23 protein-coding genes and 1 tRNA gene are annotated in these 25,278 nt (G+C 60.0%); 14 read left to right on the top strand and 10 right to left on the bottom strand.

Annotation, left to right across the window (positions count from 1 at the left end):
* Positions 1–160 precede the first annotated feature (160 nt).
* Entirely contained in the window at positions 161–1,042 is an 882-nt protein-coding gene (locus DQ393_RS04425) for a DMT family transporter (protein ID WP_112340595.1), read from the top strand.
* 28 nt (positions 1,043–1,070) lie between these two features.
* Here the strand turns inward: DQ393_RS04425 and DQ393_RS04420 are convergent, their stop codons facing one another.
* A complete protein-coding gene (locus DQ393_RS04420) occupies positions 1,071–1,964 on the bottom strand; it encodes a DMT family transporter (RefSeq protein WP_112340594.1) in 894 nt (297 codons plus the stop codon).
* Positions 1,965–2,359: 395 nt separating this feature from the next.
* On the opposite strand from DQ393_RS04420, the gene DQ393_RS04415 reads away from it, so the two are divergent.
* From DQ393_RS04415 to DQ393_RS04405, 3 genes are read left to right on the top strand one after another with little or no spacing between them, the layout of a single operon-like run.
* Positions 2,360–3,769: a circularly permuted type 2 ATP-grasp protein gene (locus DQ393_RS04415; RefSeq protein WP_069612769.1), complete on the top strand. Its 1,410-nt coding sequence runs from the start codon at positions 2,360–2,362 to the stop codon at positions 3,767–3,769.
* Between the two features lie 6 nt (positions 3,770–3,775).
* Complete coding sequence (locus DQ393_RS04410; RefSeq protein ID WP_112340593.1) at positions 3,776–4,717, top strand: alpha-E domain-containing protein; 942 nt, start codon at positions 3,776–3,778, stop codon at positions 4,715–4,717.
* A gap of 12 nt (positions 4,718–4,729) precedes the next feature.
* Entirely contained in the window at positions 4,730–5,548 is an 819-nt protein-coding gene (locus DQ393_RS04405; protein ID WP_112340592.1) for a transglutaminase family protein, read from the top strand.
* A 67-nt stretch (positions 5,549–5,615) separates the two neighbouring features.
* On the opposite strand, the gene araD is transcribed toward DQ393_RS04405, so the two are convergent.
* The 6 genes from araD to chvE form a co-directional block, all read right to left on the bottom strand.
* Entirely contained in the window at positions 5,616–7,361 is a 1,746-nt protein-coding gene (gene araD, locus DQ393_RS04400; protein WP_112340591.1) for an L-arabinonate dehydratase, read from the bottom strand.
* A 62-nt stretch (positions 7,362–7,423) separates the two neighbouring features.
* A complete protein-coding gene (locus tag DQ393_RS04395) occupies positions 7,424–8,857 on the bottom strand; it encodes an aldehyde dehydrogenase family protein (protein ID WP_112340590.1) in 1,434 nt (477 codons plus the stop codon).
* 66 nt (positions 8,858–8,923) lie between these two features.
* Positions 8,924–9,922: an AraD1 family protein gene (araD1, locus tag DQ393_RS04390; protein WP_112340723.1), complete on the bottom strand. Its 999-nt coding sequence runs from the start codon at positions 9,920–9,922 to the stop codon at positions 8,924–8,926.
* Between the two features lie 118 nt (positions 9,923–10,040).
* Positions 10,041–11,249, bottom strand: a complete 1,209-nt coding sequence (gene mmsB / locus DQ393_RS04385; RefSeq protein ID WP_112340589.1) for a multiple monosaccharide ABC transporter permease — start codon at positions 11,247–11,249, stop codon at positions 10,041–10,043.
* A complete protein-coding gene (gene mmsA, locus DQ393_RS04380) occupies positions 11,246–12,784 on the bottom strand; it encodes a multiple monosaccharide ABC transporter ATP-binding protein (RefSeq protein WP_112340588.1) in 1,539 nt (512 codons plus the stop codon). The genes mmsB and mmsA overlap by 4 nt, the downstream gene beginning before the upstream one ends.
* Positions 12,785–12,889: 105 nt before the next feature.
* Positions 12,890–13,954: a multiple monosaccharide ABC transporter substrate-binding protein gene (gene chvE / locus DQ393_RS04375; protein ID WP_112340587.1), complete on the bottom strand. Its 1,065-nt coding sequence runs from the start codon at positions 13,952–13,954 to the stop codon at positions 12,890–12,892.
* Positions 13,955–14,227: 273 nt separating this feature from the next.
* Between chvE and DQ393_RS04370 the strand changes: the two genes are divergently transcribed.
* Complete coding sequence (locus DQ393_RS04370; RefSeq protein ID WP_112340586.1) at positions 14,228–15,235, top strand: LysR family transcriptional regulator; 1,008 nt, start codon at positions 14,228–14,230, stop codon at positions 15,233–15,235.
* Between the two features lie 71 nt (positions 15,236–15,306).
* Positions 15,307–15,774, top strand: a complete 468-nt coding sequence (locus DQ393_RS04365; RefSeq protein WP_112340585.1) for a hypothetical protein — start codon at positions 15,307–15,309, stop codon at positions 15,772–15,774.
* Here DQ393_RS04365 and DQ393_RS04360 read toward each other — a convergent pair whose 3' ends face one another.
* A complete protein-coding gene (locus tag DQ393_RS04360) occupies positions 15,775–16,035 on the bottom strand; it encodes a hypothetical protein (RefSeq protein ID WP_112340584.1) in 261 nt (86 codons plus the stop codon).
* 230 nt (positions 16,036–16,265) lie between these two features.
* On the opposite strand from DQ393_RS04360, the gene iolG reads away from it, so the two are divergent.
* The 4 genes from iolG (at position 16,266) to DQ393_RS04340 (ending at position 18,769) form a co-directional block, all read left to right on the top strand.
* Positions 16,266–17,258 carry an inositol 2-dehydrogenase gene (iolG, locus tag DQ393_RS04355; protein ID WP_112340722.1) on the top strand — a complete coding sequence of 331 codons (993 nt, stop codon included), beginning with the start codon at positions 16,266–16,268 and terminating at the stop codon, positions 17,256–17,258.
* Between the two features lie 171 nt (positions 17,259–17,429).
* The gene (locus DQ393_RS04350; RefSeq protein ID WP_112340583.1) at positions 17,430–17,744 is read left to right on the top strand and encodes an ArsR/SmtB family transcription factor; all 315 of its coding nucleotides are present in this window, start codon (positions 17,430–17,432) and stop codon (positions 17,742–17,744) included.
* The gene (locus DQ393_RS04345) at positions 17,741–18,100 is read left to right on the top strand and encodes an SRPBCC family protein (RefSeq protein ID WP_112340582.1); all 360 of its coding nucleotides are present in this window, start codon (positions 17,741–17,743) and stop codon (positions 18,098–18,100) included. The genes DQ393_RS04350 and DQ393_RS04345 overlap by 4 nt, the downstream gene beginning before the upstream one ends.
* A 45-nt stretch (positions 18,101–18,145) precedes the next feature.
* Positions 18,146–18,769, top strand: a complete 624-nt coding sequence (locus DQ393_RS04340) for an ATP-dependent Clp protease proteolytic subunit (protein ID WP_112340581.1) — start codon at positions 18,146–18,148, stop codon at positions 18,767–18,769.
* 57 nt (positions 18,770–18,826) lie between these two features.
* Here the strand turns inward: DQ393_RS04340 and DQ393_RS04335 are convergent, their stop codons facing one another.
* Positions 18,827–20,068 carry an ROK family transcriptional regulator gene (locus DQ393_RS04335; RefSeq protein WP_112340580.1) on the bottom strand — a complete coding sequence of 414 codons (1,242 nt, stop codon included), beginning with the start codon at positions 20,066–20,068 and terminating at the stop codon, positions 18,827–18,829.
* 223 nt (positions 20,069–20,291) lie between these two features.
* Here DQ393_RS04335 and xylF point away from each other — a divergent pair, with 223 nt between their 5' ends.
* The 4 genes from xylF (at position 20,292) to DQ393_RS04315 (ending at position 23,973) form a co-directional block, all read left to right on the top strand.
* Positions 20,292–21,332 carry a D-xylose ABC transporter substrate-binding protein gene (xylF, locus tag DQ393_RS04330; RefSeq protein WP_112340579.1) on the top strand — a complete coding sequence of 347 codons (1,041 nt, stop codon included), beginning with the start codon at positions 20,292–20,294 and terminating at the stop codon, positions 21,330–21,332.
* Between the two features lie 290 nt (positions 21,333–21,622).
* The gene (locus DQ393_RS04325) at positions 21,623–22,936 is read left to right on the top strand and encodes a sugar ABC transporter permease (protein WP_112340721.1); all 1,314 of its coding nucleotides are present in this window, start codon (positions 21,623–21,625) and stop codon (positions 22,934–22,936) included.
* 15 nt (positions 22,937–22,951) lie between these two features.
* On the top strand, positions 22,952–23,734 hold the full coding sequence (locus DQ393_RS04320) for an ATP-binding cassette domain-containing protein (RefSeq protein WP_112340578.1): 783 nt from the start codon (positions 22,952–22,954) through the stop codon (positions 23,732–23,734).
* Positions 23,735–23,896: 162 nt separating this feature from the next.
* Positions 23,897–23,973: transfer RNA gene (locus DQ393_RS04315), tRNA-Arg, on the top strand.
* A 37-nt stretch (positions 23,974–24,010) separates the two neighbouring features.
* Here the strand turns inward: DQ393_RS04315 and DQ393_RS04310 are convergent.
* The gene (locus DQ393_RS04310; protein WP_432421976.1) at positions 24,011–25,198 is read right to left on the bottom strand and encodes an integrase core domain-containing protein; all 1,188 of its coding nucleotides are present in this window, start codon (positions 25,196–25,198) and stop codon (positions 24,011–24,013) included.
* Between the last annotated feature and the right edge of the window lie 80 nt (positions 25,199–25,278).

Here is a 25,278-nt window from a genome sequence, read left to right as displayed (position 1 = left end):
GTGCGTGTAAATTCGAAACTTCATGGCCGCCTGACATTTCGATTTCGCTTAGCGAGCAATGTTTGGATGACTGTTTCCTCCAACCAGGCCCTCCCCGGCATAGCTTAGAGCGTGCATGGAGTTGGAGGGACGCACGTTGCAGAGGACGGCGACACAGCCGATGACCACAAGCCACTGGGGCCAGCTCTTGCTTCTCGGTGCGCTGTGGGGCGGATCATTCTTCTTTGCGCGCATAGCGGTGGCGGAAATTCCGCCTCTGGCGCTGGTCCTTTACCGGGTCTCGATTGCCGCGCTTGTCCTGCATGTCTGGTTGCGCATAAACAGCATTTCCTTCATGCCGGCTCTGGCCAGATCGGGTTCGTTCCTGATCCTGGCATTGCTGAACAATGTCATTCCGTTTTCTCTCATATTCATTGGGCAAACGGCGATCGGCGCGGGACTTGCCTCGGTCCTCTACGCAACGACGCCCCTCTGGACGGTCCTGACAGCGAATCTACTGACGGCGGACGAAAAGCTTTCCGCGAGCAAGCTCGCGGGCGTGGCACTCGGGATTGTCGGCGCCGCCACCATGATCGGTCCCGGTTTCCTCTCCAATTTCGGCGGACCGACATGGGCGAAGTTCGCTGTCATCGGTGCAGCGATTTCCTATGCGTTTGCAGCTGTCTTTGCTAAACAGTTTCGGGATATGAAGCCGGTGGTCGTTGCCACCGGACAGCTGACCGCATCCACCGTCTTAATGACGCCGATCGTCCTTCTTCTTTACGAGCCCAGGGATATCGTAAGCTCGAATATATCGATCTGGATGGCTGTCGGCACTCTCGCAATTCTGACGACTGCCTTCGCCTTCATTCTCTATTTCAATCTCATCGCTTCCGCCGGCGCGACAAATGCATCTCTGGTAACGCTCCTCGTTCCGGCAAGTGCAATCATCCTGAGCACTACGTTCCTCGGCGAACGTCTGGAGCTTTATGAGTTTTTTGGATTGGCCTTGATCATCTCAAGCCTGGTTGTTGTCGATGGCAGATTCTTGCGATGGCGGTGAGATATCGACATCGGCAAGACGTCCCAGCTTATTCCGGCACTACATCCGCCGCGCGCCGGTTGGTGAGATAAACGCCGATTACGACAATGACGGTGCCGATGATAATCGGCATCGTCAGCGGTTCGCCGAAGGCGATCGCAGCCTCGATGGCGACGGCGGGCGGCATCAGGTAGATCAGCGACGCGGCGCGCGACACCTGCCCGCGGCGGATGAGATAGAGCAGCAGGCCGACGGCGCCCATGGACAGGCCGAAGACCGACCAGAGCAGCGACAGGATCGCCGTCTGCGTGCCGTCAAAATGCAAACCTTCGAAGATGAAAGCCAAGGGAACGGTAACGATCAGTGCACCGACATATTGCAATGTCGCGATGGTTCGCAGATCGCCGGTCTGCAGGTGGCGCTTCTGGTAGAGCGTGCCATAGGTCACGGAGACCATCGCCAGCAGATTGACGATGAGAGGAACGGCAGACTGCCAGAGATCGGCCGTATCCGTCGTCAGGAGCTTGGGCGAGATCGCGATGGCGATACCAAGGAAACCGAGCAGGAGGCCGACCTTCTGGATCGACTGCAACCGTTCGCCGACGAGGAGCGGCGCGGCCATGGCGGTCATCAGCGGCTGCAGCGCCGCGATAACGCCGGCAATGCCGGCCGGCACGCCCTCGGCGATCGCCCACCAGAGACCCGCCAGATAGATGCCGTGCAGGAAAATGCCGGAATAGATGGCCCGGAACACGCTCGACCAATCGCGCGGCCACCGGGCGCCGACGATCGAACAAAGCAGCACGAAAGCGAGCGCCGACAGGCTGTAACGGATCATCAGAAAGGTGAAAGGACCCGCATGCTGCGACGCATATTTTGCAACGATCCAGCCGGTGGACCAGAGAAGGACGAAGATCGCCGGCGCGAGTTTATCGAGGGACATGGAAATCGGACCGATATGTTTGGCGCGTCGGAGCCGGAATCCTGGTCGAACTCGGGTTTCGCGCGGAGAGGTTGAAGGCTGATAGCCGATGGCGGTGGAGCGGTCAAAATCGATCTGCTGAAAACAGCAATCAATTTTTCTTCACGTTTGACGAGCCATTGCTGGTTTCAGGAATTTCACCCACTACCCAGACGTTCGGCCCGCAAGATAAGCAGATGCTCAAATTTTGATCCGAGCATTGCGGCAAAACCCGGCGGATGACGATCCGGCTATTCTTAAATGCCTGTAAATCCGGCATTTTTAGAGGCTGCGAAATTCGCAACGGCAACTGCGCATAGTTCTTGCATTGTAAAAACCGTTGTATTCAAATGGGTAAAAACACGGGGACCACACCTTTGGCATTTGATGAAATGATTACTGCGGATGAAAGTCCGCGCGCGCCTTACGAGAAATACTTCGAGTGGTACTCGGGCCAGGACAGGGGCCACCTCATTGCCAAATCCCGCGATGCGGAAACTATCTTCCGGAAAACGGGCATCACCTTCGCGGTCTACGGACACGCAGACTCCTCCGAAAAGCTCATCCCCTTCGACATCATTCCCCGCATCATATCAGGCCGTGAGTGGCGCAAGCTCGCCCAGGGCATCGAACAGCGGGTCATCGCCCTCAACGCCTTCCTCGACGACATCTACCACAAGCAGGAAATCATCCGCGCCGGCCGCATCCCGCGCGAGCTGATCGAGAAGAACGACGCCTTCCTGCCTGAAATGATCGGCTTTCGTCCGCCGGGCGGGGTCTATACCCATATCGTCGGCACCGATATCGTACGCACCGGCGAAGACCAGTTCTATGTGCTCGAGGACAATGCCCGCACCCCTTCCGGCGTCAGCTACATGCTGGAAAACCGCGAAACGATGATGCAGATGTTCCCTGAGCTGTTTCACCAGAACAAGGTGCAGCGGGTCGAGGATTATCCGCTGCTGCTGCGCCAGAGCCTGGCGTCACTCGCCCCTCCCGGCTGTACAGGCAAGCCACGCGTCGCCGTGCTAACGCCCGGCATCTACAATTCCGCCTATTACGAGCATTCCTTCCTGGCCGACATGATGGGCGTGGAACTGGTCGAAGGTTCGGATCTGCGCGTCATCGACGGCAAGGTGAAGATGCGCACGACGCGCGGCTATGAGGCCATCGACGTGCTCTACCGTCGCGTCGACGACGATTTCCTCGATCCCCTCACCTTCCGCCCGGATTCCGCGCTCGGCATTCCCGGCATCATGGACGTCTACCGCGCGGGCAACATCACCATCGCCAATGCGCCCGGCACCGGCATATCCGACGACAAGGCGATCTATTCCTACATGCCCGAGATCGTCGAATTCTATACCGGCCGCAAGCCGATCCTCGAAAACGTGCCGACCTGGCGCTGTTCCGAGCCCGACAGCCTGCAATATGTGCTCGATAATCTTGCCGATCTCGTCGTCAAGGAAGTCCACGGCTCCGGCGGCTACGGCATGCTTGTCGGACCGACGGCCACCAAGAAGGAACGGGCGGCCTTTGCCGAGAAGCTCAAGAGCAAGCCGAACAATTACATCGCGCAGCCAACCCTTTCGCTGTCGACCGTGCCGATCCTCGTCAACAAGGGCATTGCGCCGCGGCACGTCGATCTGCGGCCCTATGTCCTCGTCTCCGACAAGGTGCGGATCATCCCCGGCGGGTTGACCCGCGTGGCGCTGAAGGAAGGCTCGCTGGTGGTCAATTCCAGCCAGGGCGGCGGCACCAAAGACACCTGGGTTCTGGAGGACTGATCGGACATGCTGGGAAGAACCGCGAATGGCCTCTACTGGATGTTCCGTTACATCGAGCGCGCCGAAAACATTGCCCGCCTGGTCGACGCCGGCCAGCGCATGTCGCTGACGCGCAGCGACGCCGTTGACGACGACTGGGACGGCGTCCTGCAAAGCGCCGGCGTGCGCGAAGCCTATGACGAAGTGCATGGCAGGCTGACCGGCACCGACGCAATCGACTACCTGATGCGCGACCGCTCCAATCCGTCGAGCGTCATGTCCTGCATCGAATATGGCCGCAACAATGCCCGCATGGTACGCACGGCGCTGACGCGCGACACCTGGGAAGCGACCAACGAATGCTGGATCGAGCTGAAGTCGCTGCTCGGCCGGCGGCTCAAGACCGCGGAACTGCCCGAGATGATCGACGTCATCAAGCAGCGCGCCGGCCTGATCCGCGGCGCCTTTCACGGCTCCATGCTGCGCAACGAGCTCTATAATTTCGCCCGCATCGGCACCTTCATCGAGCGTGCGGACAACACGGCTCGTATTCTCGACGTGAAATATTACGTCCTGCTGCCATCTGTCTCCCATGTCGGCTCCTCGCTCGACAATGCGCAATGGGAATCGATCCTGCGCTCGGTTTCCGCGCACCGAGCCTATAAATGGGCTTACGATCCGGAATACAAGCCGGCCAACATCGCCGACTTCCTGATCCTGAACGGACAGATGCCGCGTTCGCTTGCCTATTGCTACGAGAAGATCGTCAGCAATCTGGGCTATCTCGGCACCGAATACGAGAAGCGGCTGCCGGCGCACGAAACGGCCGAAGTCATTCGCCAATCACTGCAGCGGCTTTCGATCAAGAACATCATGGATCAGGGTCTGCATGAATTCCTGGAGGATTTCGTTGCAAGCAATAACAAGCTGGGTGCCGAGATCTCCGACGGCTATCGGTTCTACGAGTAGGCGGGCGATATCATGAGACTGACGATCAGCCACATCACCGAATATCGCTATGACGAGCCGGCGCAGTTCTCCCTGCAGCGCCTGCGCCTGACGCCGCTGACCGGCGTCGGGCAAACGGTCATCGACTGGAAGCTCACGGTCGAGGGCGCCCGGCCCGAGGTGGAATACGACGACCAGTTCGGCAATCGCATCACGCTCGTCTCGCTCGACGGCCAGCAGGACGCGACGAGGATCGTCGCATCAGGCGAAATCGAAACGCGGGATCTGAATGGCGTCGTAGGGCAGCATCTCGGTTTTGCTCCGCTTTGGCTTTACTTGCGGGAATCTCCGCGCACCAAGGCCGGCAAGCTGACGAAGGAGCTGTTGCGCGGCGTTTCCGGGGACAATGAACTCAGCAAGATGCACGCGCTGATGAGGGCAATCCACGAGACCGTGGAATACAAGCCGGGCACCAGCGACACGGAGACGACGGCGGAACAGGCATTGGAGGCCAAGAGCGGCGTCTGCCAGGACCACGCCCATATCTTCCTCGCCGGCGCCCGCGCATTGCGAATCCCCGCTCGCTATGTCTCCGGCTATCTGATGATGGATGGCAAGAACGAGCAGGCGGCCACGCATGCCTGGGCCGAGGCCCATATTCCCGGCCTGGGCTGGGTCGGCTTCGATCCCGCCAACGATGTCTGCCCCGATGCCCGTTATGTCCACATCGCGACAGGCCTCTGCTATCGTGACGCCGCTCCCGTCTCCGGCATGCGGATCGGCACACCCGGCGAAACCCTTACCGTCAAGGTGACGGTGGCAAGCCAGGGGCAAAGTCAGAGCCAGAGCTAGCAGCTCCTGGAAGAAAAAGGGACGGAACTCTCGTCCCGCCCCTTTTCCAATTTCAGAAGATGAGTTTTTAGTGGCTGTCGCGATTGTTCGGGATTTCCGAGCCGCGCGGGCCGACGAGGAAGTCCAGGTCGGCGCCGGTGTCGGCCTGCATGACCGACTTCACATAAAGACCGCCATAGCCGCCGGTGAGCGGCTTGACCGGGGAAACCCAGGCGGCGCGGCGCTTTGCCAGTTCCTCATCCGATACTTCGAGCTGGATGGTGCGGGCGGGAACGTCGACGGCGATGATGTCACCGTTCTGCACCAGCGCCAGCGGGCCGCCATCGGCAGCTTCCGGAGCCGTATGCAGGATGACGGTGCCGTAGGCCGTACCGGACATGCGCGCATCGGAAATGCGGATCATGTCGGTGATGCCCTTCTTCAACACCTTCGGCGGCAGGCCCATATTGCCGACTTCCGCCATGCCCGGATAACCCTTCGGGCCGCAATACTTCAGCACCATGATGCAGTTCTCGTCGATGTCGAGATCGTCGCGGTTGATGCGGGCGTGATAGTCCTCGATGCTTTCGAAGACCACGGCACGGCCCTTGTGCTGCATCAGATGCGGCGAAGCGGCCGATGGCTTCAGGACGGCACCCTTCGGTGCGAGATTGCCGCGCAGAACGGCGATACCGCCCGACTGCGTCAGAGCCTTTTCCTTCGGAACGATAACGTCGTCGTTGTAGTTAACCACATCTTTGACGCCGGCCCAGATCGTATCGCCGGTAACGGTGATGGCGTCCTTGTGCAGCAGGCCCATCTCGCCAACCGCCTTGATGACGACGGGCAGGCCGCCGGCATAGTAGAACTCTTCCATCAGGTGCTTGCCCGACGGCTGCAGGTTGACGATCGTCGGCACTTCGCGGCCGAGACGATCCCAATCATCCAGCGACAGATCGACGCCGACGCGGCCGGCAAGCGCCAAAAGGTGCAGAACGGCATTGGTCGAACCGCCGACGGCGCCGTTGACGCGAATGGCGTTTTCGAAAGCTTCCTTGGTCAGAATGTCTGATGGTTTCAGGTCTTCCTTGACCATGTCGACGATGCGGCGGCCCGACAGTTGCGAGATGACGCGGCGGCGTGCATCGACAGCCGGGATGGCGGCATTGCCGGGCAGCGTCATGCCGAGCGCTTCGGCCATCGACGCCATGGTCGAAGCCGTACCCATGGTCATGCAGCTGCCGGCCGAGCGAGCCATGCCCTGCTCCGCATCCATGAATTCATCCAGCGACATCTCGCCGGATTTCACCATTTCTGAAAATTGCCAGATCGCCGTGCCGGAGCCGACATCCTTGCCGCGCCACTTACCGTTCAGCATCGGGCCGCCGGAAACGAGAATGACGGGGATGTCGACGGAAGCCGCGCCCATCAGCAGGCTTGGCGTGGTCTTGTCGCAGCCGCCGAGCAGCACGACGCCATCGACGGGATTGCCGCGGATCGCCTCTTCGACATCCATGGCCGCCAGGTTGCGGAACATCATCGCCGTCGGGCGCAGCGTGCTTTCGCCGACGGAGAAGACCGGAAACTCGACCGGGAAGCCGCCCGCTTCGTAGACCCCGCGCTTGACGCGCTCTGCGAGATCGCGCAGATGTGCGTTGCAGGGCGTCAGCTCCGACCAGGTGTTACAGATGCCGATGATCGGACGGCCGTCGAACGTATCGGCCGGCAGGCCCTGATTCTTCATCCAGGAGCGATGCATGATCGCGTTCTTGCCGGTGCCGCCGAACCAATCGTATGAGCGCAGCTTGCGCGGCCATTCAGCTTTCTTTTTCATGTCTCAGTACCCTTTGCGTCGCCCAGGCCGCCTCGTTCGCGCCTGGGCTTTGAAATCGATGATCAGGCTAGCGTGTAAGCCGTCTTGACGGTGGTGAAGAATTCGGCGGCATATTTACCCTGCTCGCGCGGACCGAAGGACGAGCCCTTGCGGCCGCCGAACGGCACATGGAAGTCGACGCCTGCCGTCGGCAGGTTGACCATCACCATGCCGGCTTCCGCATTGCGCTTGAAATGCGTCGCATGCTTCAGGCTGGTCGTGGCAATGCCGGAGGACAGGCCGAACGGCGTATCGTTGGCCGTGGCCAAGGCTTCTTCGTAATCCTTGACGCGGATGACAGAAGCAACCGGCCCGAAGATCTCTTCGCGGCTGATGCGCATCTGGTTCGTCGCTTCGGTGAAGAGCGTCGGCTGCAGGTAGAAGCCGGGGGTGTCGCGGCTGACGAGTTCACCACCGAAGGCGAGCTTGGCGCCTTCTTGGCGGCCAATCTCGATATAGTCCGTATCCGTCTTCAGCTGCTTGGCGTCGACGACCGGACCGATATGCGTCCCAGCCTTCATGGCGTTGTCGACGTTCAGCGTCTTCAGCTTCTCCGTCAGCGCCGCCACGAACCTGTCGTGAATGCCTTCGGTGACGATGAGGCGCGATGAAGCCGTGCAACGCTGGCCGGTCGAGAAGAAGGCGGAATTGGCAGCCGCTTCGACGGCAACCGTCGGATCGGCATCGTCAAGCACCACCATCGGGTTCTTGCCGCCCATCTCAAGCTGGTACTTGCGGCCGTGCTCGACCGAGGACAGTGCCACACGCTTGCCGGTGCCGACCGAACCGGTGAAGGTGATACCGGAAAGAACCGGGCTGTCGAGCATCGCCTGGCCGACGACCGAACCCTTGCCCATCACGAGGTTCAGCACGCCCTTCGGCAGGCCGGCGCGATGGAGAATATCGACGATTGCCCATGAGCAGCCGGGAACGAGATCGGCCGGCTTGAAGACGACGGTGTTGCCGTAGCAGAGCGCCGGCGCGATCTTCCAGGCGGGAATGGCGATCGGGAAGTTCCAGGGCGTGATGATGCCGATGACACCAAGCGGCTCACGGGTGATCTCGACGCCGATGTTCGGGCGCACGGAAGGCACCACCTCGCCTGCCAGGCGCAACGCCTCGCCGGCGAAGAATTCGAAGATCTGCGCGGCGCGGATCGTCTCGCCGATCGCCTCGGGAAGCGTCTTGCCCTCTTCGCGGGCGAGCAGCGCGCCGAGTTCGTCCTTGCGCGCCAGGATCTCGTCACCGGCCTTCTTCAGGATCGTGTGGCGCTCCAGAATGCCGGAGCGCGACCATGCCGGAAAGGCAGCCTTCGCCGCCGCGATCGCGTCCGTGACATCCTGCGCGCTTGCGCTCGCATAGAGGCCGACGACCTCGTTCGTATCCGACGGGTTGATGTTCTCGGTGCCGTTCGTCCCCGTCCATTCCCCGGCGATCAAGTTCTGATGAATGGTCATGGCGTCATGCCTTCCTGGATCGTATTGAAAATGCCCGGCCGATCCCTTGCAGCCGGGCTCGATGCATTACAGCTGGCGAACAGCCACTTCTTCTTCTGCGTCGACGGCCAGCGGATTGCGCAGCGGCAGGCCGAATTCGGCAACCTCGATTTCAAAGACGTCGCCGGCTTCCGGCTTGATGCCTTCCGCGAACGAAAGCGTCGCCGTGCCGAACATGTGGACATGCACATCGCCGGGAACACGGAAGAGGCCGTACTTGAAGTGATGATATTCAAGATTGGCGAAGGTGTGGGACATGTTCGCCTCCCCGGAATGGAACGGCTTTTCGAAAATCACCTTGTCACCGCGCTTGATGCGGGACGTGCCGCGAATATCTTCCGGCGCAACACCGATGCGGATTTCCGGACCGAAGCTTGCCGGGCGCAGCTTGGAATGGGCGAGATAGAGATAGTTGATCCGCTCAGTGACGTGATCGGAAAACTCGTTCGACAGGGCAAAGCCGATGCGGAACGGCGTGCCGTCCCTGGCGATGACATAGATGCCGGCCATTTCCGGCTCTTCGCCGCCGTCGAGCGCGAAGGAAGGCGACACCAGCGCAGCGCCCGGGGCCGCAGCGCCGTAGCCGTTGCCCTTGTAGAACCATTCGGGCTGAACGCCCTTCTCGCCTGCCTTCGGCTTGCCGCCCTCGATGCCCATCTTGAACATCTTCATGGAATCGGTCAGCGTCTCTTCAGCCGCTTCCGTCGTCTTCTTGTGCATGGAATCGCGTGTGGCTGCGGAGCCGAGATGTGTCAGACCGGTGCCGGTCAGATGCAGATGGGCAGCATCCGGATGAGTGATCGGCGGAAGGAAACGCCCTTCGGCATAGACCTTTTCGAGATCGACCGTTTCGCCGAGACCATGTGCCTCGATGACCGATGCAAGCGATTTGCCGCTGTCGGCAGCTTCCATAGCCAAAGCATAGACGCTGCCGCCGTTGACGACTGTTTTGGCGGCCTCGCCGGGTCCATTGCGGACGGCAACGACGATCTCGCCGTTCGAACCCTTGATCTGCGAGATGAGCATGTCTTTCATCCTTTCCTAACAGACAGAGATCGGATGCAGTTTCCCGTTCCGGCTCTCAGCGAGAGCCGGACTCTGTCATGGATTTGGTTTTTAAAGTCTCGGCTGGTCGCTTGAGCGATCAGCCCTTGTTCTTGTTGTAGACGTCGATGAACACGGCGGCGAGCAGGACTGCACCCTTGATCATCTTCTGCGAGTCCGTCTGGTATCCGAGGATCGACATGCCCTGGTTCAGCACGCCCATGATCAAGGCACCGATAACGGCACCCGTCACCTTGCCGACGCCGCCGGAGGCCGAAGCGCCACCGATGAAGCAGGCCGCGATCACGTCGAGCTCAAGGCCGTCGCCGCCCTTGGCCGTTGCCGAATTCAGGCGCGTGGCGATGATGATGCCGGCGATGCTGGCAAGAATACCCATGTTGATGAAGGTGTAGAAAGTCAGCCGGCGGGTATCGATACCCGAAAGCTTCGTCGCCTTCTCATTGCCGCCCATGGCATAGATGCGGCGGCCGATCGTGGTGCGCTGCGTCGCGAAGCTGTAGAGCGCGATCAGCAACAGCATGAGAACCAGAACGTTCGGCAGTCCTCTGTAGGAGGAAATCTGGTAACCGATGAAGATGGTCGCTGCGGCAACCACCATATTCTGGCCGACGAAGAAGCCGAATGGCTCGACATCGATGCCGTGCTTCTCGTTAACGCTGCGGCGGCGCCATGCAAGCAGGAACATGACGATCGGGATGGCGATCGTCAGGAAGATCGATGTCGAACGGATGCCGCCCATATCGATGAAATCGGGAACGAAGCCGGTCGCGACGATCTGGAACGCCGGCGGGAACGGACCGATGCTGCTGCCGTTGCCGGTCGTGTTGATGATCGTGTAGGTCAAGCCGCGGAAGACCAGCATGCCGGAGAGCGTGACGATAAACGACGGAATGCGGTGGTAGGCGATGAAATATCCATGCCAGGCCCCGACCGCGGCCCCCATCAGAAGACAAATGACCGTCGCAAGCGCCAGGTTCATATGCATCTGCACGACCAGTACGCCCGCAACCGCGCCGACGAAGCCGACGACGGAACCGACCGACAGGTCGATATGCCCGGCCACGATGACCAGCAGCATGCCAAGCGCCATGATGACGATGAACGAGTTCTGCAGCACGATGTTGGTCAGGTTCTGCGGCCTGAACAGAACGCCGTTGGTGAGATACTGGAACAACAGCATGATGACGACGAGCGCAATCAGCATGCCGTATTCGCGGATGTTGTTGCGGATGTGGTCGCCGATCGAAACGACGTGGCTGCTTTCCGTGGCTGGGTTGGCCGAACTCATTGATGCTTCTCCCCTGAGCGCATGATAGCGCGCATGATACTCTCCTGGCTTGCCTCTGCCTTCGGCAGCTCGGCAACGATTCGACCCTCATTCATGACGTAGATGCGGTCGCAGGTACCGAGAAGCTCGGGCATTTCCGATGAGATCATCAGAACGCCCTTTCCGTCGGCGGCAAGCTGGTTGATGATGGAATAAATTTCGTATTTGGCGCCGACATCGATGCCGCGCGTCGGCTCGTCGAGGATCAGGACATCCGGATCCGAGAACAGCCACTTCGACAGCACCACCTTCTGCTGGTTGCCGCCGGACAGATTGCCTGCTTCCTGGAAAACACCGGACGAACGGATGCGCAGTTTGGCGCGATAATTCGTCGCCACCTGCAGCTCGCGTACGTCGTCGATGACCGTTCCCTTAGAGACGCCCATCAGATTGGCAAGCGTCGTATTGTGCAGGATATTGTTCGTCAGAACGAGGCCGAGCTGCTTGCGGTCTTCCGTCACATAGGCGAGGCCGGCGTCGATCGCCCTGCGAACGGTGCTGGTATCGACCGGCTTGCCATCGACCAGGACTTCGCCGCTGATCTTGTGGCCATAGGACTTGCCGAAGACGCTCATGGCGAATTCGGTGCGTCCCGCACCCATCAGGCCGGCAATACCGACCACTTCGCCCTTGCGCACATTGATGTTGATGTTGTGCAGAACCTGACGATCGCGGTGCTGCTGATGGAACGCATTCCAGTTCCTGACTTCGAAGATGGTCTCTCCGATCGGCACCGAGCGCGGCGGATAGCGGTCGGCGAGCTCGCGCCCCACCATGTTGCGGATGATGATGTCTTCGCTGATCTCTTCCTCGTGACAGTCCAGTGCCTTCACCGCCATGCCGTCGCGCAGCACCGTGATCTGATCGGCCACCTTGCGCACTTCGTTGAGCTTGTGCGTGATGATGATCGAGGTGATGCCCTGGTTGCGGAACTCCATGAGGAGATTGAGGAGAGCATCGGAATCGCTTTCGTTGAGCGATGCCGTCGGCTCGTCGAGAATGAGAAGCTTGACGCTCTTCGACAAGGCCTTGGCGATCTCGACGAGCTGCTGTTTGCCGACGCCAATGTCGGTCACGAGCGTGTTCGGAGATTCCTTGAGGCCGACCTTGGCAAGGAGCTGCTTGGTGCGGGTGAAGGTTTCCTGCCAATTGATCATGCCATTGGCGACGACTTCATTGCCCAGGAAGATATTTTCGGCAATCGACAGCAGCGGCACGAGCGCCAGCTCCTGATGGATGATGATGATGCCGATTTCTTCGGAATCCTTGATGGTCCTGAACTGGCGAACCGCACCATCATAGTAGATGTCGCCGTCATAGGTGCCGGCCGGGTAAACGCCCGAGAGCACCTTCATGAGAGTGGATTTGCCGGCTCCATTTTCGCCGACCAAAGCATGTATCTCGCCCTGACGGACTTTCAGATTGACATTTTCCAGGGCGTTCACACCGGGGAACGACTTGGTAATGCTCCGCATTTCGAGGATGGTATTGTCCATTGTCCGTATCCAACGCCGCGATCGAACATAGCAGACCGCGCGATCGTCTTAAATATCAAAGCCAGGGCCCGCGTTTCGGCGAGCCCTGACCGCTATGTTGGAAAATTACTTCAGCTGATCAGCCTTGTAGTAACCGCCCTCGACGAGGATCTTCTCGTAGTTGGTCTTGTCGACTGCGACCGGGGTCAGCAGGTAGGACGGAACAACCTTGACGCCGTTGTCGTAGGTCTTGGTGTCGTTGACCTCAGGCGTCTTGCCTTCCATCAGCGCGTTGACCATGTTGACGGTGACCTTGGCGAGGTCACGGGTGTCCTTGAAGATCGTGGAGTGCTGCTCGTCGGCGATGATCGACTTGACCGACGGAATTTCGGAGTCCTGGCCGGTAACGATCGGGAGCTTCACGCCGCCGGAACCGTAACCAACGCCCTTGAGCGAGGAGAGGATACCGATCGACAGGCCGTCATACGGCGACAGAACGGCATCGACGTGGGAATCGGTGTAGTAAGCCGACAGCAGGTTATCCATACGAGCCTGGGCCGTTGCCGGGTCCCAACGCAGCGTACCGACCTTGTCCATGCCCATCTGGCCGGACTTTACGACCAGCTTGCCGCTGTCGATGTACGGCTTCAGGACCGACATTGCGCCGTCATAGAAGAAGAAGGCGTTGTTGTCGTCCGGAGAACCGCCGAACAGCTCGATGTTGAACGGACCCTTGCCATCCTTGAGGCCGAGAGCGTCGACGATCGAATTTGCCTGCAGGACGCCGACCTTGAAGTTATCGAAGGTCGCATAATAGTCGACGTTCGGGCTGTTGCGGATCAGGCGGTCATAGGCGATGACCTTGATGCCGGCATCGTGAGCCTTCTGCAGGACGTCGGACAGCGTGGTGCCGTCGATCGAAGCGATGACGAGAACCTTGTCGCCCTTGGTGACCATGTTTTCGATCTGCGAGAGCTGGTTCGGAATGTCGTCATCGCCATACTGCAGATCGGTGCCGTAACCGGCAGCCTGGAGCTGCTTGACGATATTGTTGCCGTCATCGATCCAGCGGGCCGAAGCCTTGGTCGGCATGGCGATGCCTACCGTGCCTTTATCCGCCGCGAAGGCAGGTACCACCAGCGTAGCGACGCCGAACGCAGCGCCAGCCATCAATGAGATAATGGATTTCATTACTCTCTCCCTTGTTGTTAATGCGGCGGACAAAAAATGCCCGCCCGAAACTGCGGCAGGTTCCGTAGAAGGAATGGTTTACTTCTAATTGTGAGAAACGAAGTAGGTCTCCTCCACGCTCTCACGGTTTGTGAGCTGTAACCAGCGCACGATCGGCAAACTCGTACGATTTCGTATAACTGTCAAATAGAATAACTGGTAAAACATATACCAAGTTTGATATAATGTTAAAAAATAGTACTTTTTTGCCGATGAAGGGGAAATTTGGCCGCCATGGAGAAAATATATAACGATTATTTGAGCGAAGGCATTGAGATTCATTCCGACAATTTTCGCGACGACACGTTGCTGAAAGCCGGTTTGAAGCTCAATCACCTGCGAATGATCGTTACGATCGAGGATCACGGGCAAATTTCCGCGGCCGCTGAGTCCATGAACATGTCACAACCTGCGGCTTCGCGCATGCTTTCAGAAATGGAGTCGATTGTTAAAAGTCCGCTCTACGAGCGCGTCGCCCGGGGCGTCGTGCTGACCCCATTCGGCCTTGCGCTCGCGAAACGGGCGCGCAAGATCCTGCTGGAGCTGCGCGAGGCAGGTCGGGAGCTTGGCGCTTTGCGAACGGGCAAGGGCGGCTCCGTTTTTTTGGGGGCTGTGACCGCGCCGGCGATCAGCCTTGTCGTGCCGGCGATCCAGCGCGTGACACGCACCTATCCGGGCATCGAGATCAACATCGAAGTGGAAAACAGCAATGTGCTCGCGCGCGAGCTGCTGGCGGCCCGTCACGACTTCATCATCAGCCGCATTCCCGACGACCTCGATCCGCGCCTCTTTACCACCCACGAAATCGGTGTCGAAAAGGCATGCCTGGTGGTTCGCAACGGACATCCGCTGCTTGAAAAAGGTGTGGCCAGCCTGCACGATCTGGCCGGTTACGACTGGGTATTCCAACCGCCGGGCACATTGCTTCGCCGCAAGGTGGAAGACATCTTTCTCGCCGCCGGCGTGCCCCTGCCCGAAAACGTCGTCAACACCTCGTCGCTGCTGCTGACGCTGGCCGTGGTCTGCAAGACGGATGCGATCGCGCCGGTTGCCCTCGACATGGCGCAATTCATCTGCGGGCAAACGTCCCAGGCCGGCGAATCCTCTATCCTGCCGATCGATTTCGATATCGACGTAAGGCCCTACAGCCTCATCACCGCCCGCGAACGCGCCATGCCGCCGAGCGCACGGCTGCTACACGACATGATCCTGGAAGAGAGCCGGCATCTCTCGCTGAGCTGAACGAAGAAGCGCTGGCGCCATAAGCTCCGCGCCAACTTCCGCTCCTATGAAACGTGGCGTGGAGACCACGCATGCTGTTCAAGCAATCATTGTTTCAATCCGTGCTCGATCGCCTCGACAGCGAAGAGGAGCCTGCGGAAGAGGAAGAGGCCGCACATCGCATCCGCGGCCTGAACGTCAGCTTTGCCGCGACGGTGCTGGGCGGCGAGACGCCGGACGCCCATCGGCCCGACGAAGCCTATCGCGACAATCTCGGCGACACGATCATCCCGCCTGAACCGGAACCCGAATCCGCGCCGCAAGAGCCGGAGCCGCCAACCATGCCGGAATATCTGAGCCGGACGTCACGGGAAGAGATCGCCGCGGAACTCGCAATCACTCTCGAACACACACGTGAAGCCCTGCAGGAAAAACGCCGCAGCTTCGCCAAGGCCAATCATCCCGATAGCGTCGCAGCCCTGTTCCGCGAACAGGCAACGACCCGCATGACGCTTGCCAATCAGCTGATCGACGAAGCCATCCGCCGCCTCAGGCAATGATTATTTCTTGTCTTCGGTGGGCTCGTCATCTCCGGCGGCATCATCCTGCGCGGGCGCGTCGCTGGTTGCCGCAGGCGGCTGCGGCTTGAAATTCAGAAGCAGCATCCAGGCCGAATAGGCGCCGAGCGCACCCGACAGCATCGCCCAGAACGGCTGCGAGCCAAGGATTTCGACGGCTGCCCAGCCAAAACAGACGGCCACGATGAGGATGCGTACCCAAAGCGGTTTATAGAGTGGGTGGCTGGGATCGATCAGTTGCATGGGTCTCTTTTGCCTGTTCAAGAAGACTTGTCTTTAGCGCATCATCGGGAAAATTGTGAAGCGCCTGGATAAAATAAGGTGTCGCGGGCAAATTCCGGATATGCCGGCAGGGCGCTATGATTTTCGGAATTGTGAAGTCCGGGCGGCTTGACGGCTTCCCGGGAAAATGGAATGAAAATTCCGAAGAAATTGATATTCGGCTCATTTGTTCCGAATCCAGGGAGGTAAAAATGACTGTCAGATTTGGTCTGCTCGGCGCCGGACGCATTGGCAAGGTGCATGCGAAGGCCGTTAGCGGCGATGCCAACGCCAAGCTTGTCGCTGTCGCGGATGCCTTTCCGGCGGCTGCGGAAGCCATTTCGGCCGCTTATGGCTGCGAAGTACGCACCATCGAGGCGATTGAGGCGGCCAAGGATATCGATGCTGTCGTCATCTGCACACCAACCGATACCCATGCCGATCTCATCGAGCGCTTCTCTCGCGCCGGCAAGGCCGTCTTCTGCGAAAAGCCCATCGATCTCGACGTCGCCCGTGTCGAGGCCTGCATCAAGGTCGTCAATGAAACCAAGGGCAAGCTGATGGTCGGCTTCAACCGCCGCTTCGATCCGCATTTCATGGCCGTCAAGAAGGCCATTGACGAAGGCCGCATTGGCACGGTCGAAATGGTGACGATCACCTCGCGCGATCCGGGCGCCCCGCCGGTCGATTACATCAAGCGCTCCGGCGGCATTTTCCGCGATATGACCATCCATGATTTCGACATGGCCCGCTTCCTGCTCGGCGAAGAGCCCGTGGCCGTCACCGCCACCGCCGCCGTGCTGGTCGACAAGGCGATCGGCGAAGCCGGCGATTACGACAGCGTTTCCGTCATCCTCCAGACCGCGTCGGGCAAGCAGGCGATCATCTCCAACTCCCGCCGCGCCACCTATGGCTACGATCAGCGCATCGAGATTCACGGCTCGAAGGGCATGGTATCGGCCGAAAACCAGCGCCCCTTCTCGATCGAAGTCGCCAACGGCGATGGCTACACCCGCCCGCCTCTGCACGATTTCTTCATGACGCGCTACACCGAAGCCTATGCCAACGAGATCGCGAGCTTCATCGCCGCGATCGAAAAGGGTGCCACCATCACCCCCTCGGGCACCGATGGTCTTGCCGCACTGAAGCTGGCGGATGCCGCCCTGCAGTCGGTAAAGGAAGGCCGTCTGGTAAAGATCGGCTAAGCAGTCCCCTATTCCCGCAGGAATACAATCCTCCCAAAAGTCCGCCGCGAATCGCTTCGCGGCGGACTTTTTCTTTGGCAGCAAGGCCCAAGCATCTCTGCCCTTCGAGGTTGCGCCGTTCCCTCACCGAAACTTCTTGCGAATCACATAAGTACATGCTTATCTGTTCTCATGATAGAGAACGAGATATTCCGGGCTTTGGCGGATCCGACCCGGCGCGCCATTTTTGAAAAGCTGGCTGCGGGCGGCATGAACGCCAGCGCTCTGCGCGAAGGCATTGATATCAGTCAACCGGCCATGTCCCAGCATCTCGCCGTTCTGCGGGGCGCCGGGCTGGTCAGGGAAGAACGGCAGGGGCGGTTCGTGAATTATGAAGTCGATCCGGAGGGGCTGGCCCTCATCGCGCAATGGCTGGCGAAATACCGCGCCTACTGGCCCGCCCGCATCGAAGCTCTCAAGGTGTTGCTGAAGGATATGGATCAATGAATGACCTGAAGACAGCTCTGCGAAAACCTGGCGTCCAACTTGAGTACGATCTCGATGAGCCTCCCCAGAAGGTCTGGCGCGCGGTCAGCACCCCCGAACTTCGCGAAAACTGGCTGCCGAACGAAGCCCTGGCCGATCCTCAGGCAATCTCCGTCACACCGGGTAAAGAGGTGCGCTACCGCCTGCGTGACGACGCACCACCATTCCTCGAAAGTACCGTAACCTTCAGGATAGCCCCGAATGCGAATGGCGGCACGAGCCTGCGAATCATCCACGAACTGGATGATGTACGGCTTCGCACGGCTGAAAAGGCTGCGGCAAACAATAACAGCCTGACCGTCATGCGCGCCGCCTGACGGCATCGACCACACCTCAAATCTCAAGAACATTGGAGTTCGCCGATGCGCGAAGCGATGCAACTCGTCCCCATGGTTGTCGAACAATCCAGCAGAGGGGAGCGGTCTTTCGACATCTATTCCCGCCTGCTGCGCGAGAGAATCATCTTCCTGAATGGCGAGGTGAACGATGACGTCTCCGCCCTCGTCTGCGCGCAACTGCTTTTCCTGGAAGCCGAAAATCCCAAGAGGCCGATCCATCTCTACATCAATTCACCCGGTGGCGTCGTGACCAGCGGTCTCGCAATGTACGACACCATGCATTACATCCGCGCGCCGGTGCATACGCTATGCATGGGAACCGCCCGTTCGATGGGCTCCTTCCTCTTGATGTCCGGCCAGCCGGGTGAGCGCACCGCGCTTCCAAATGCCAGCATCCATATTCATCAGCCATTGGGCGGATTCCAGGGACAGGCATCGGACATCTTTATCCACGCGGAAGAAATGAGGCGAACGAAGCATCGCATGACGCGGCTTTATGCCGAGCATTGCGGACGCTCCTACGAAGAATTCGAACGCGCCATGGATCGCGACCACTTCATGACGGCGGAAGAGGCTCTGGAATGGGGGCTGATCGACCGTATTCTTCAGGTCCGCGAAGACGAACAGCCCTTGGGCCTGTCAGATTGATCGGGATGACGACCCTGCGGCCAGCCGCATTGCCAAGCCTTGCCCCGCCCTCACCTCTCAACCCGCCTGATCGCGCAGCTCGACGACCGAGGCTCCCCTCTTCACGATATCATTGTCGATGATCGAAAATGCGCGGTTCAGATGCCCTTCGAAGACAAGCGTCGGCTCGTCGGCGATGACCCGCAGCTCCGGCATGCCTTCCATGCGCACGACGTGCGATTCCGCCAGGCCTTCTGTTATGCCCTCGATCAGCAGATCATAGTAGCGTACGCCCGGCCCAGTGATGACGATCGGCATCCGCTCGTGCAGGCTCAACACACGCGAAAGACCATTGCCGAGCGCCAGACCGGCCTGACGGAAGGCCAGCACATTGCGGCGTCCGCCATGACGCGCGCTCGCGGCGATCTTATCCAGCTCGGCAATCGGAACGAACTTCGCCGGGATCGTGTCGAGCGGCACATCGAAGGCCGTGCGCAGCATGGCGTAAAAACCGGCATAGGCCTCGATGCAGCCGCGCGCGCCGCAGCGGCAAAGGCCGCCGCCCGGCACATGCATCATATGCCCGAAATTCGGCGCCGATATATGATGATTGCCTTCCTGATCCCGGCGCACGATGCCGAGCCCGATACTATGACCAAGCGAGAGCGCCGCCATTGCGCGGAAACCGCCATGCGTGCTGATTTCCTCCTGCCGCCCGAGGGCTGCGGCCACCAGCAGTGTTTCGTTGCCGAGAATGACTTGCGCCGACCATTCGTCGCGAAGCACGGCGGCGAAATCGATTTCCTCACGCCCGAAGATCGGCGACCAGCGCAGCACCGGCTCCGAGGTATCGACGAGCCCCTTGCTGCTGATCGAGATCATCAGCACCTTGTCGCGTGGCAATTGCGAACGGGTGACGATCCGGTCCAAGGCATCGCGCAATCCTGCCACGAAACGGTCGACACCCACGACATTCTGCTGCCGATCCTCGGTAAAACGATCGATCAGGCGTCCGGTATAATCGACAAGGGAATATTGCACGGCATCCGACGAGATGACGACGACGATCAGATAGCCGCAGTCACGCCGCTGTGAAAACAAAACACGCGGCCGCCCGCGGCCGCTGGCCGCCTGCTGCTCGGCCTTTTCGATGATCTGCGCCCGTTCGAGATCGGCCGTGATGACCGACACGGTCGCGGAGGAAAGCTTCGTGAAATCAGAGAGCTCCGTATGGGCGAGCGGGCCGTGCCGGCGCAGCGCCGACAAGACCAAGGCGCTGTTCTTTTGACGGACCAATTCGGTGCTCGATTTGGCCAGCATCGGCAAACTCCCTGCTCATTCAACCCTCCTCCTCCGCAGCCCCTGATAGCTTTTTCGGACGACCGATGAAACCTGGCGGCGCGGGTGTTGACAGCTGAAAAAATCTCTGACACTAAATTTCTCGACTGTCGAGAAAAAAGTCCAAAGCTTTTCTTGTCAGCATTTTCGCCGCGGCCGACGGGAGTTCAGGATACGTGCGGTCGCATTCAATCGGGAGGATCACATGAAAGCTTTCATCAAGCTGGCTGCGGGCGCGGCCATCGTTTTGACCATGCAGACGGCCGCATTCGCCAAGGATCTCGTCGTCGGCGTTTCCTGGTCGAATTTCCAGGAAGAGCGTTGGAAGACCGATGAAGCAGCCATCAAGAAGGCGCTTGCAGCAGCCGGCGCCAAATATATTTCCGCCGACGCCCAATCGTCTGCTTCCAAGCAGCTGACTGATGTCGAGTCGCTGATTTCGCAGGGCGCCAATGCCCTCATCATCCTGGCGCAGGATTCCGACGCCATCGGCCCGGCCGTTGAGAAGGCTGCCGACGAAGGCATTCCGGTTGTCGGCTACGACCGCCTGATCGAAAATCCGGCCGCCTTCTACATCACCTTCGACAACAAGGAAGTGGGCCGCATGCAGGCTCGCGAAGTTCTGAAGGCAAAGCCGGAAGGCAACTATGTCTTCATCAAGGGCTCGTCGTCCGACCCGAATGCCGACTTCCTCTTCTCCGGCCAGATCGAAGTGCTGAAGTCCGCCATCGACGCCGGCAAGATCAAGAACGTCGGTGAAGCCTACACGGACGGCTGGCTGCCGCAGAACGCGCAGCGCAACATGGAGCAGTTCCTGACCGCCAACAACAACAAGGTTGATGCGGTCGTCGCCTCCAACGACGGCACCGCCGGCGGCGCTGTCGCAGCACTCGACGCCCAGGGCCTCGCCGGTTCCGTTCCGGTTTCCGGCCAGGACGCCGACAAGGCAGCTCTGAACCGCATCGCGCTCGGCACGCAGACCGTTTCGGTCTGGAAGGACTCGCGCGAACTCGGCAAGCGCGCTGCTGAAATCGCCATCGCTCTTGCCGGCGGCAAGACCCAGGACCAGATCGAAGGCGTCCAGACCTTCAACGGCGGCCCGAAGCACGTTGCGATGAAGTCGGTCTTCCTGACCCCGATCCCGATCACCAAGGACAACCTGAACGTCGTCATCGACGCCGGCTGGATCAGCAAGGCTGAAGCCTGCCAGGGCGTCAAGGCCGGCAGCGTCGCTGCCTGCAAGTAAGCATCTGGCTGACGGGTTGACCCGAAGATAATGCCGACGCCGCAAGGGGCTCTCCGTTGCGGCGTCGAATGCGGATAAGAGGCCCGCAACTCCACCCAGAATGGAGGGACAAGGCTTCCCGCATGTGTTGCGTCATCGCATATCCGATCGGCCTGCCGGATGGCGGTCGTGGAACCGGGAAACCCGGATGGGCGAGCGATGACGTCTATTGTGACCAGCGCGGATACTGCCCAGCGATCGAGAAAGAGCATTCGCTGGCCTGCGCCCAACAGTGGGAGAACGGCAAAGCGATGGCCGACCTGACGCATTCCACAACATCGAGCGGTCCGCGCAATGCAGAGGAAGGCGTCATCACGCGCTTCCTGCGTGCCACCGAAATCGATACCCGCCTGCTCGGCATGGTCGGCGCACTGCTGATCATCTGGATCGGCTTCGATCTTTATACCGGCGGTCTGTTCCTGACGCCCCGAAATCTCTGGAACCTTTCCGTCCAGACCTGTGAAATTGCGGTACTTGCCACCGGCATGGTGCTCGTCATCGTCACGCGCAACATCGATCTTTCCGTCGGCTCGCTGCTCGGTTTCGTCGCCATGGTCATGGGCGTCGTCCAGGCGAAATATCTGCCGGCCTATCTCGGCTTCGACAGCTCCTGGACCTGGGTCATCACGCTGCTCTGCGGCCTCGCCGTCGGCACGCTGCTCGGCACCTTCCAGGGTGTGATCATCGCTTTCTTCAATGTTCCCTCCTTCATCGTCACCCTTGGCGGCTTCCTCGCCTGGCGCGGCCTTGCCTGGTATGTCACCAGCGGCCAGACGGTTGCCCCGCTCGATGCCACCTTCCGCATCATGGGCGGCGGCGCTGAGGGCTCGATCGGTGCGACATGGAGCTGGATCCTCGGCGGGCTCGCCTGCCTGTTCATCGTTCTCGGCATCGTCGGCGGGCGCCACCAGCGCAAGCGCTTCAACTTCCCGCGCCGGCCGCTCTGGGCGGAATATTTCCTCGCCGTCCTCGGCTCAGCCCTCGTCCTTGTGACGATCTACGTCTTCAACATCTATTACTGGCCTGTCGGCATCGCGAAGAAATACGCGACCGAGCACAATATCCCCTGGCCGGAAACCGGGCTCGATATCCCCTACGGCATTGCCGTGCCCGTGCTGATCGCCGTCGGCATCGGCATTGTCATGACCTTCATCGCCACCCGCCTGCGCTTCGGCCGTTACGTCTTCGCGATCGGCGGTAATCCGGAAGCGGCAGAACTCGCCGGCATCAAGACCCGTTGGGTGACGGTACGCATCTTCGCGCTGATGGGCCTGCTTGCGGCGGTTGCCGCGGCTATCTCCACGGCCCGCCTCAACGCCGCCGCCAATTCGCAGGGCACGACCTACGAGCTTTTCACCATCGCTGCGGCCGTCATCGGCGGCACCTCGCTTGCCGGCGGCAGCGGCACGATCGCCGGCGCCATGCTCGGCGCCCTGGTCATGCAGTCGCTGCAATCGGGCATGGGGCTCGCCAATGTCGATACGCCGATCCAGAACGTCGTCGTCGGCGTCGTCCTGGTCATCGCCGTCTGGCTCGACATCGTCTACCGCTCGCGCGCCAAGTAAAAGGAATTCTGAACCATGACGGATCAAACCACTCCGCTTGTGGAAATGAAGAACATTTCCATCTCCTTCGGCGGTATCCACGCGGTCGACAATGCCTCGGTGGATCTCTACCCCGGCGAAGTCGTCGCACTTCTCGGCCATAACGGCGCCGGCAAATCGACGCTGATCAAGATTCTCTCCGGCGCCTACAAGCGCGACAGCGGCGATATCCTGATCAACGGCGAACCCGCCGATATCCGCACCCCGCGCGACGCCAAGAAATACGGCATCGAGACGATCTACCAGACGCTCGCCGTCGCCGACAATGTCGACGCCGCCGCCAACCTTTATCTCGGCCGCGAGCTGCAGACCCGCTGGGGAACGCTCGATGACGTCGCGATGGAGGCCAAGGCCCGCGAGGTCATGGGGCGCCTCAACCCCAACTTCAAACGCTTCAAGGAGCCGGTGAAGGCCCTTTCCGGCGGCCAGCGCCAGTCGGTCGCGATCGCCCGCGCCATCCTCTTCGATGCCCGCATCCTGATCATGGACGAGCCGACCGCGGCACTCGGCCCCCAGGAGACGGCGCAGGTCGGCGAGCTGATCAAGCAGCTGAAGAAGGAAGGCATCGGCATCTTCCTCATCAGCCACGACATCCACGATGTCTTCGACCTCGCCGACCGCGTCTCGGTCATGAAAAACGGTCAGGTCGTCGGCCACGCCCGCACCGAAGACGTCACCAAGGACGAAGTCCTTGGCATGATCATCCTCGGCAAGGTCCCCCCGAAGGCCACCCCCGGCCCCGGCGCGATGAAGGAATGAGCCGGAACGGCCGATGACACCAAGGCCGCGCGCCCAAAGCCCGCGGCCTTATCCCAACAAAACGCCCGATCTCACGCTTTCCTGAATTTTCCGCATTGAAGCCAAGCCTTTCCTGGGCTAAGAACCAGCCATCGGACAGGCGATTCAAACCGCCCAAGGCATGCACCCGTAGCTCAGCTGGATAGAGTGTTGGATTCCGATTCCAAAGGTCACAGGTTCGAATCCTGTCGGGTGCGCCAGATTCTTATGGTCCGTTCTGGACACATAGGTTACGGTTTATTCCTGAGACATAGGTAACACCTTTGGGCCGAAGGGGTTCGGCAGTGGTTCGAGCCTGCATGTCTCGTCATCGAAGTATCCCAGATCGTAATCCATGAAGCTTGCGAGCCAGATATGGTCTTCGACCTGTTTGATTCCAACGGCCTGTCCGGCAAAAACCAGGCTGAGATTGATCTTCTTTCGTTTGTAACAGATGCGGCCGCATGTTGTGACGGTCACGGTCTGGTCGTGGAACGGATAGTCGAGCTCCGGCAGGCCGTGATAAGGTCGTGATGAAGCGTGGTAGCGCTCTGCCGGGCAAGCCATATTGAGGGCCTGGTGTGGCCGCTCGGTGTTAAATTCTTCGACGAAGTCGTCAAAGCGGGCCTGCTGCTGCAGGAAATTGGCGCCGGCCGGCTTGGTGGTTTCCAGCTTGAGTGTGAGATGCATGCGTTCGTGGCGGCCGTTCTGCTGCGGATTGCCTGGCTTGATGCGTTCGATGTCGATACCGAGCCGGAGCCACCAGACCGCCAGTCGCGACAGATTGAACAAGCCGTTGGGACTGGCGAAGGGGACGCCATTGTCGGTTCTGATCGCTCCGGGCAGGCCGAACTCCTTGAAGACGCTCTCGAACACGGTGAAGGCGTAAACTTCCTTCGTCGTGTGCAGCGCTTCGCAAGCCAGGAGATAGCGGCTAGCGAAGTCGGTGATCGTCAAGGGATAGCAGTAGCGCTTGTCGGCGAGCATGAACTCGCCCTTGTAATCGGCGCACCACAGGTCGTTGGCCTGGCGGGGTTGGGAGAGCGGCGTGCCTTCCGCCCTGTTGCGCCGTCGCTTGCGGTGCTGGACCAGCCCGTTGCGGTCGAGCACCGCATGCACGGTCGAGATCGCCGGCGTTTGCACGTCCGGATAAAGCCGCGCCAGTCGTTCCCTGATCTTCGGTGCGCCCCAGTTCGGCTTCTCCTGCTTGGCACGCACAATCAGCTTCTCGATTTGGAAAGGAAGCTGATTGGCGTGCCGGTAGGGACGCCGCGAGCGATCCGTCAGTCCTTCCAGCCCGCAGGCATTATAGCGGCTGATGATCTTGTGGCCGGTCTTGCGGGAGATGCCGAACTCGCGGCATAGCGCCGCGATCTTCTCGCCATCCAGAACCCGCGCAACGAATTTGAGACGCTCGTCCATGCGGTTACACTCCTGCCAAGGCACCTTCGCTCTCCTCGCAAAGGCCAAAAGTGTAACCCATGTCTCCGGTATGAACTGTCACCCTTCTCTCGGGAAGGACATAT

Origin of the sequence: Martinezella tropici (assembly GCF_003287875.1) — a bacterium.
Classification (GTDB): Bacteria; Pseudomonadota; Alphaproteobacteria; order Rhizobiales; family Rhizobiaceae; genus Rhizobium; species Rhizobium tropici_C.
Note: the sequence above shows the minus strand (reverse complement) of the source record. Positions and strands in the feature narration are given on the sequence as shown.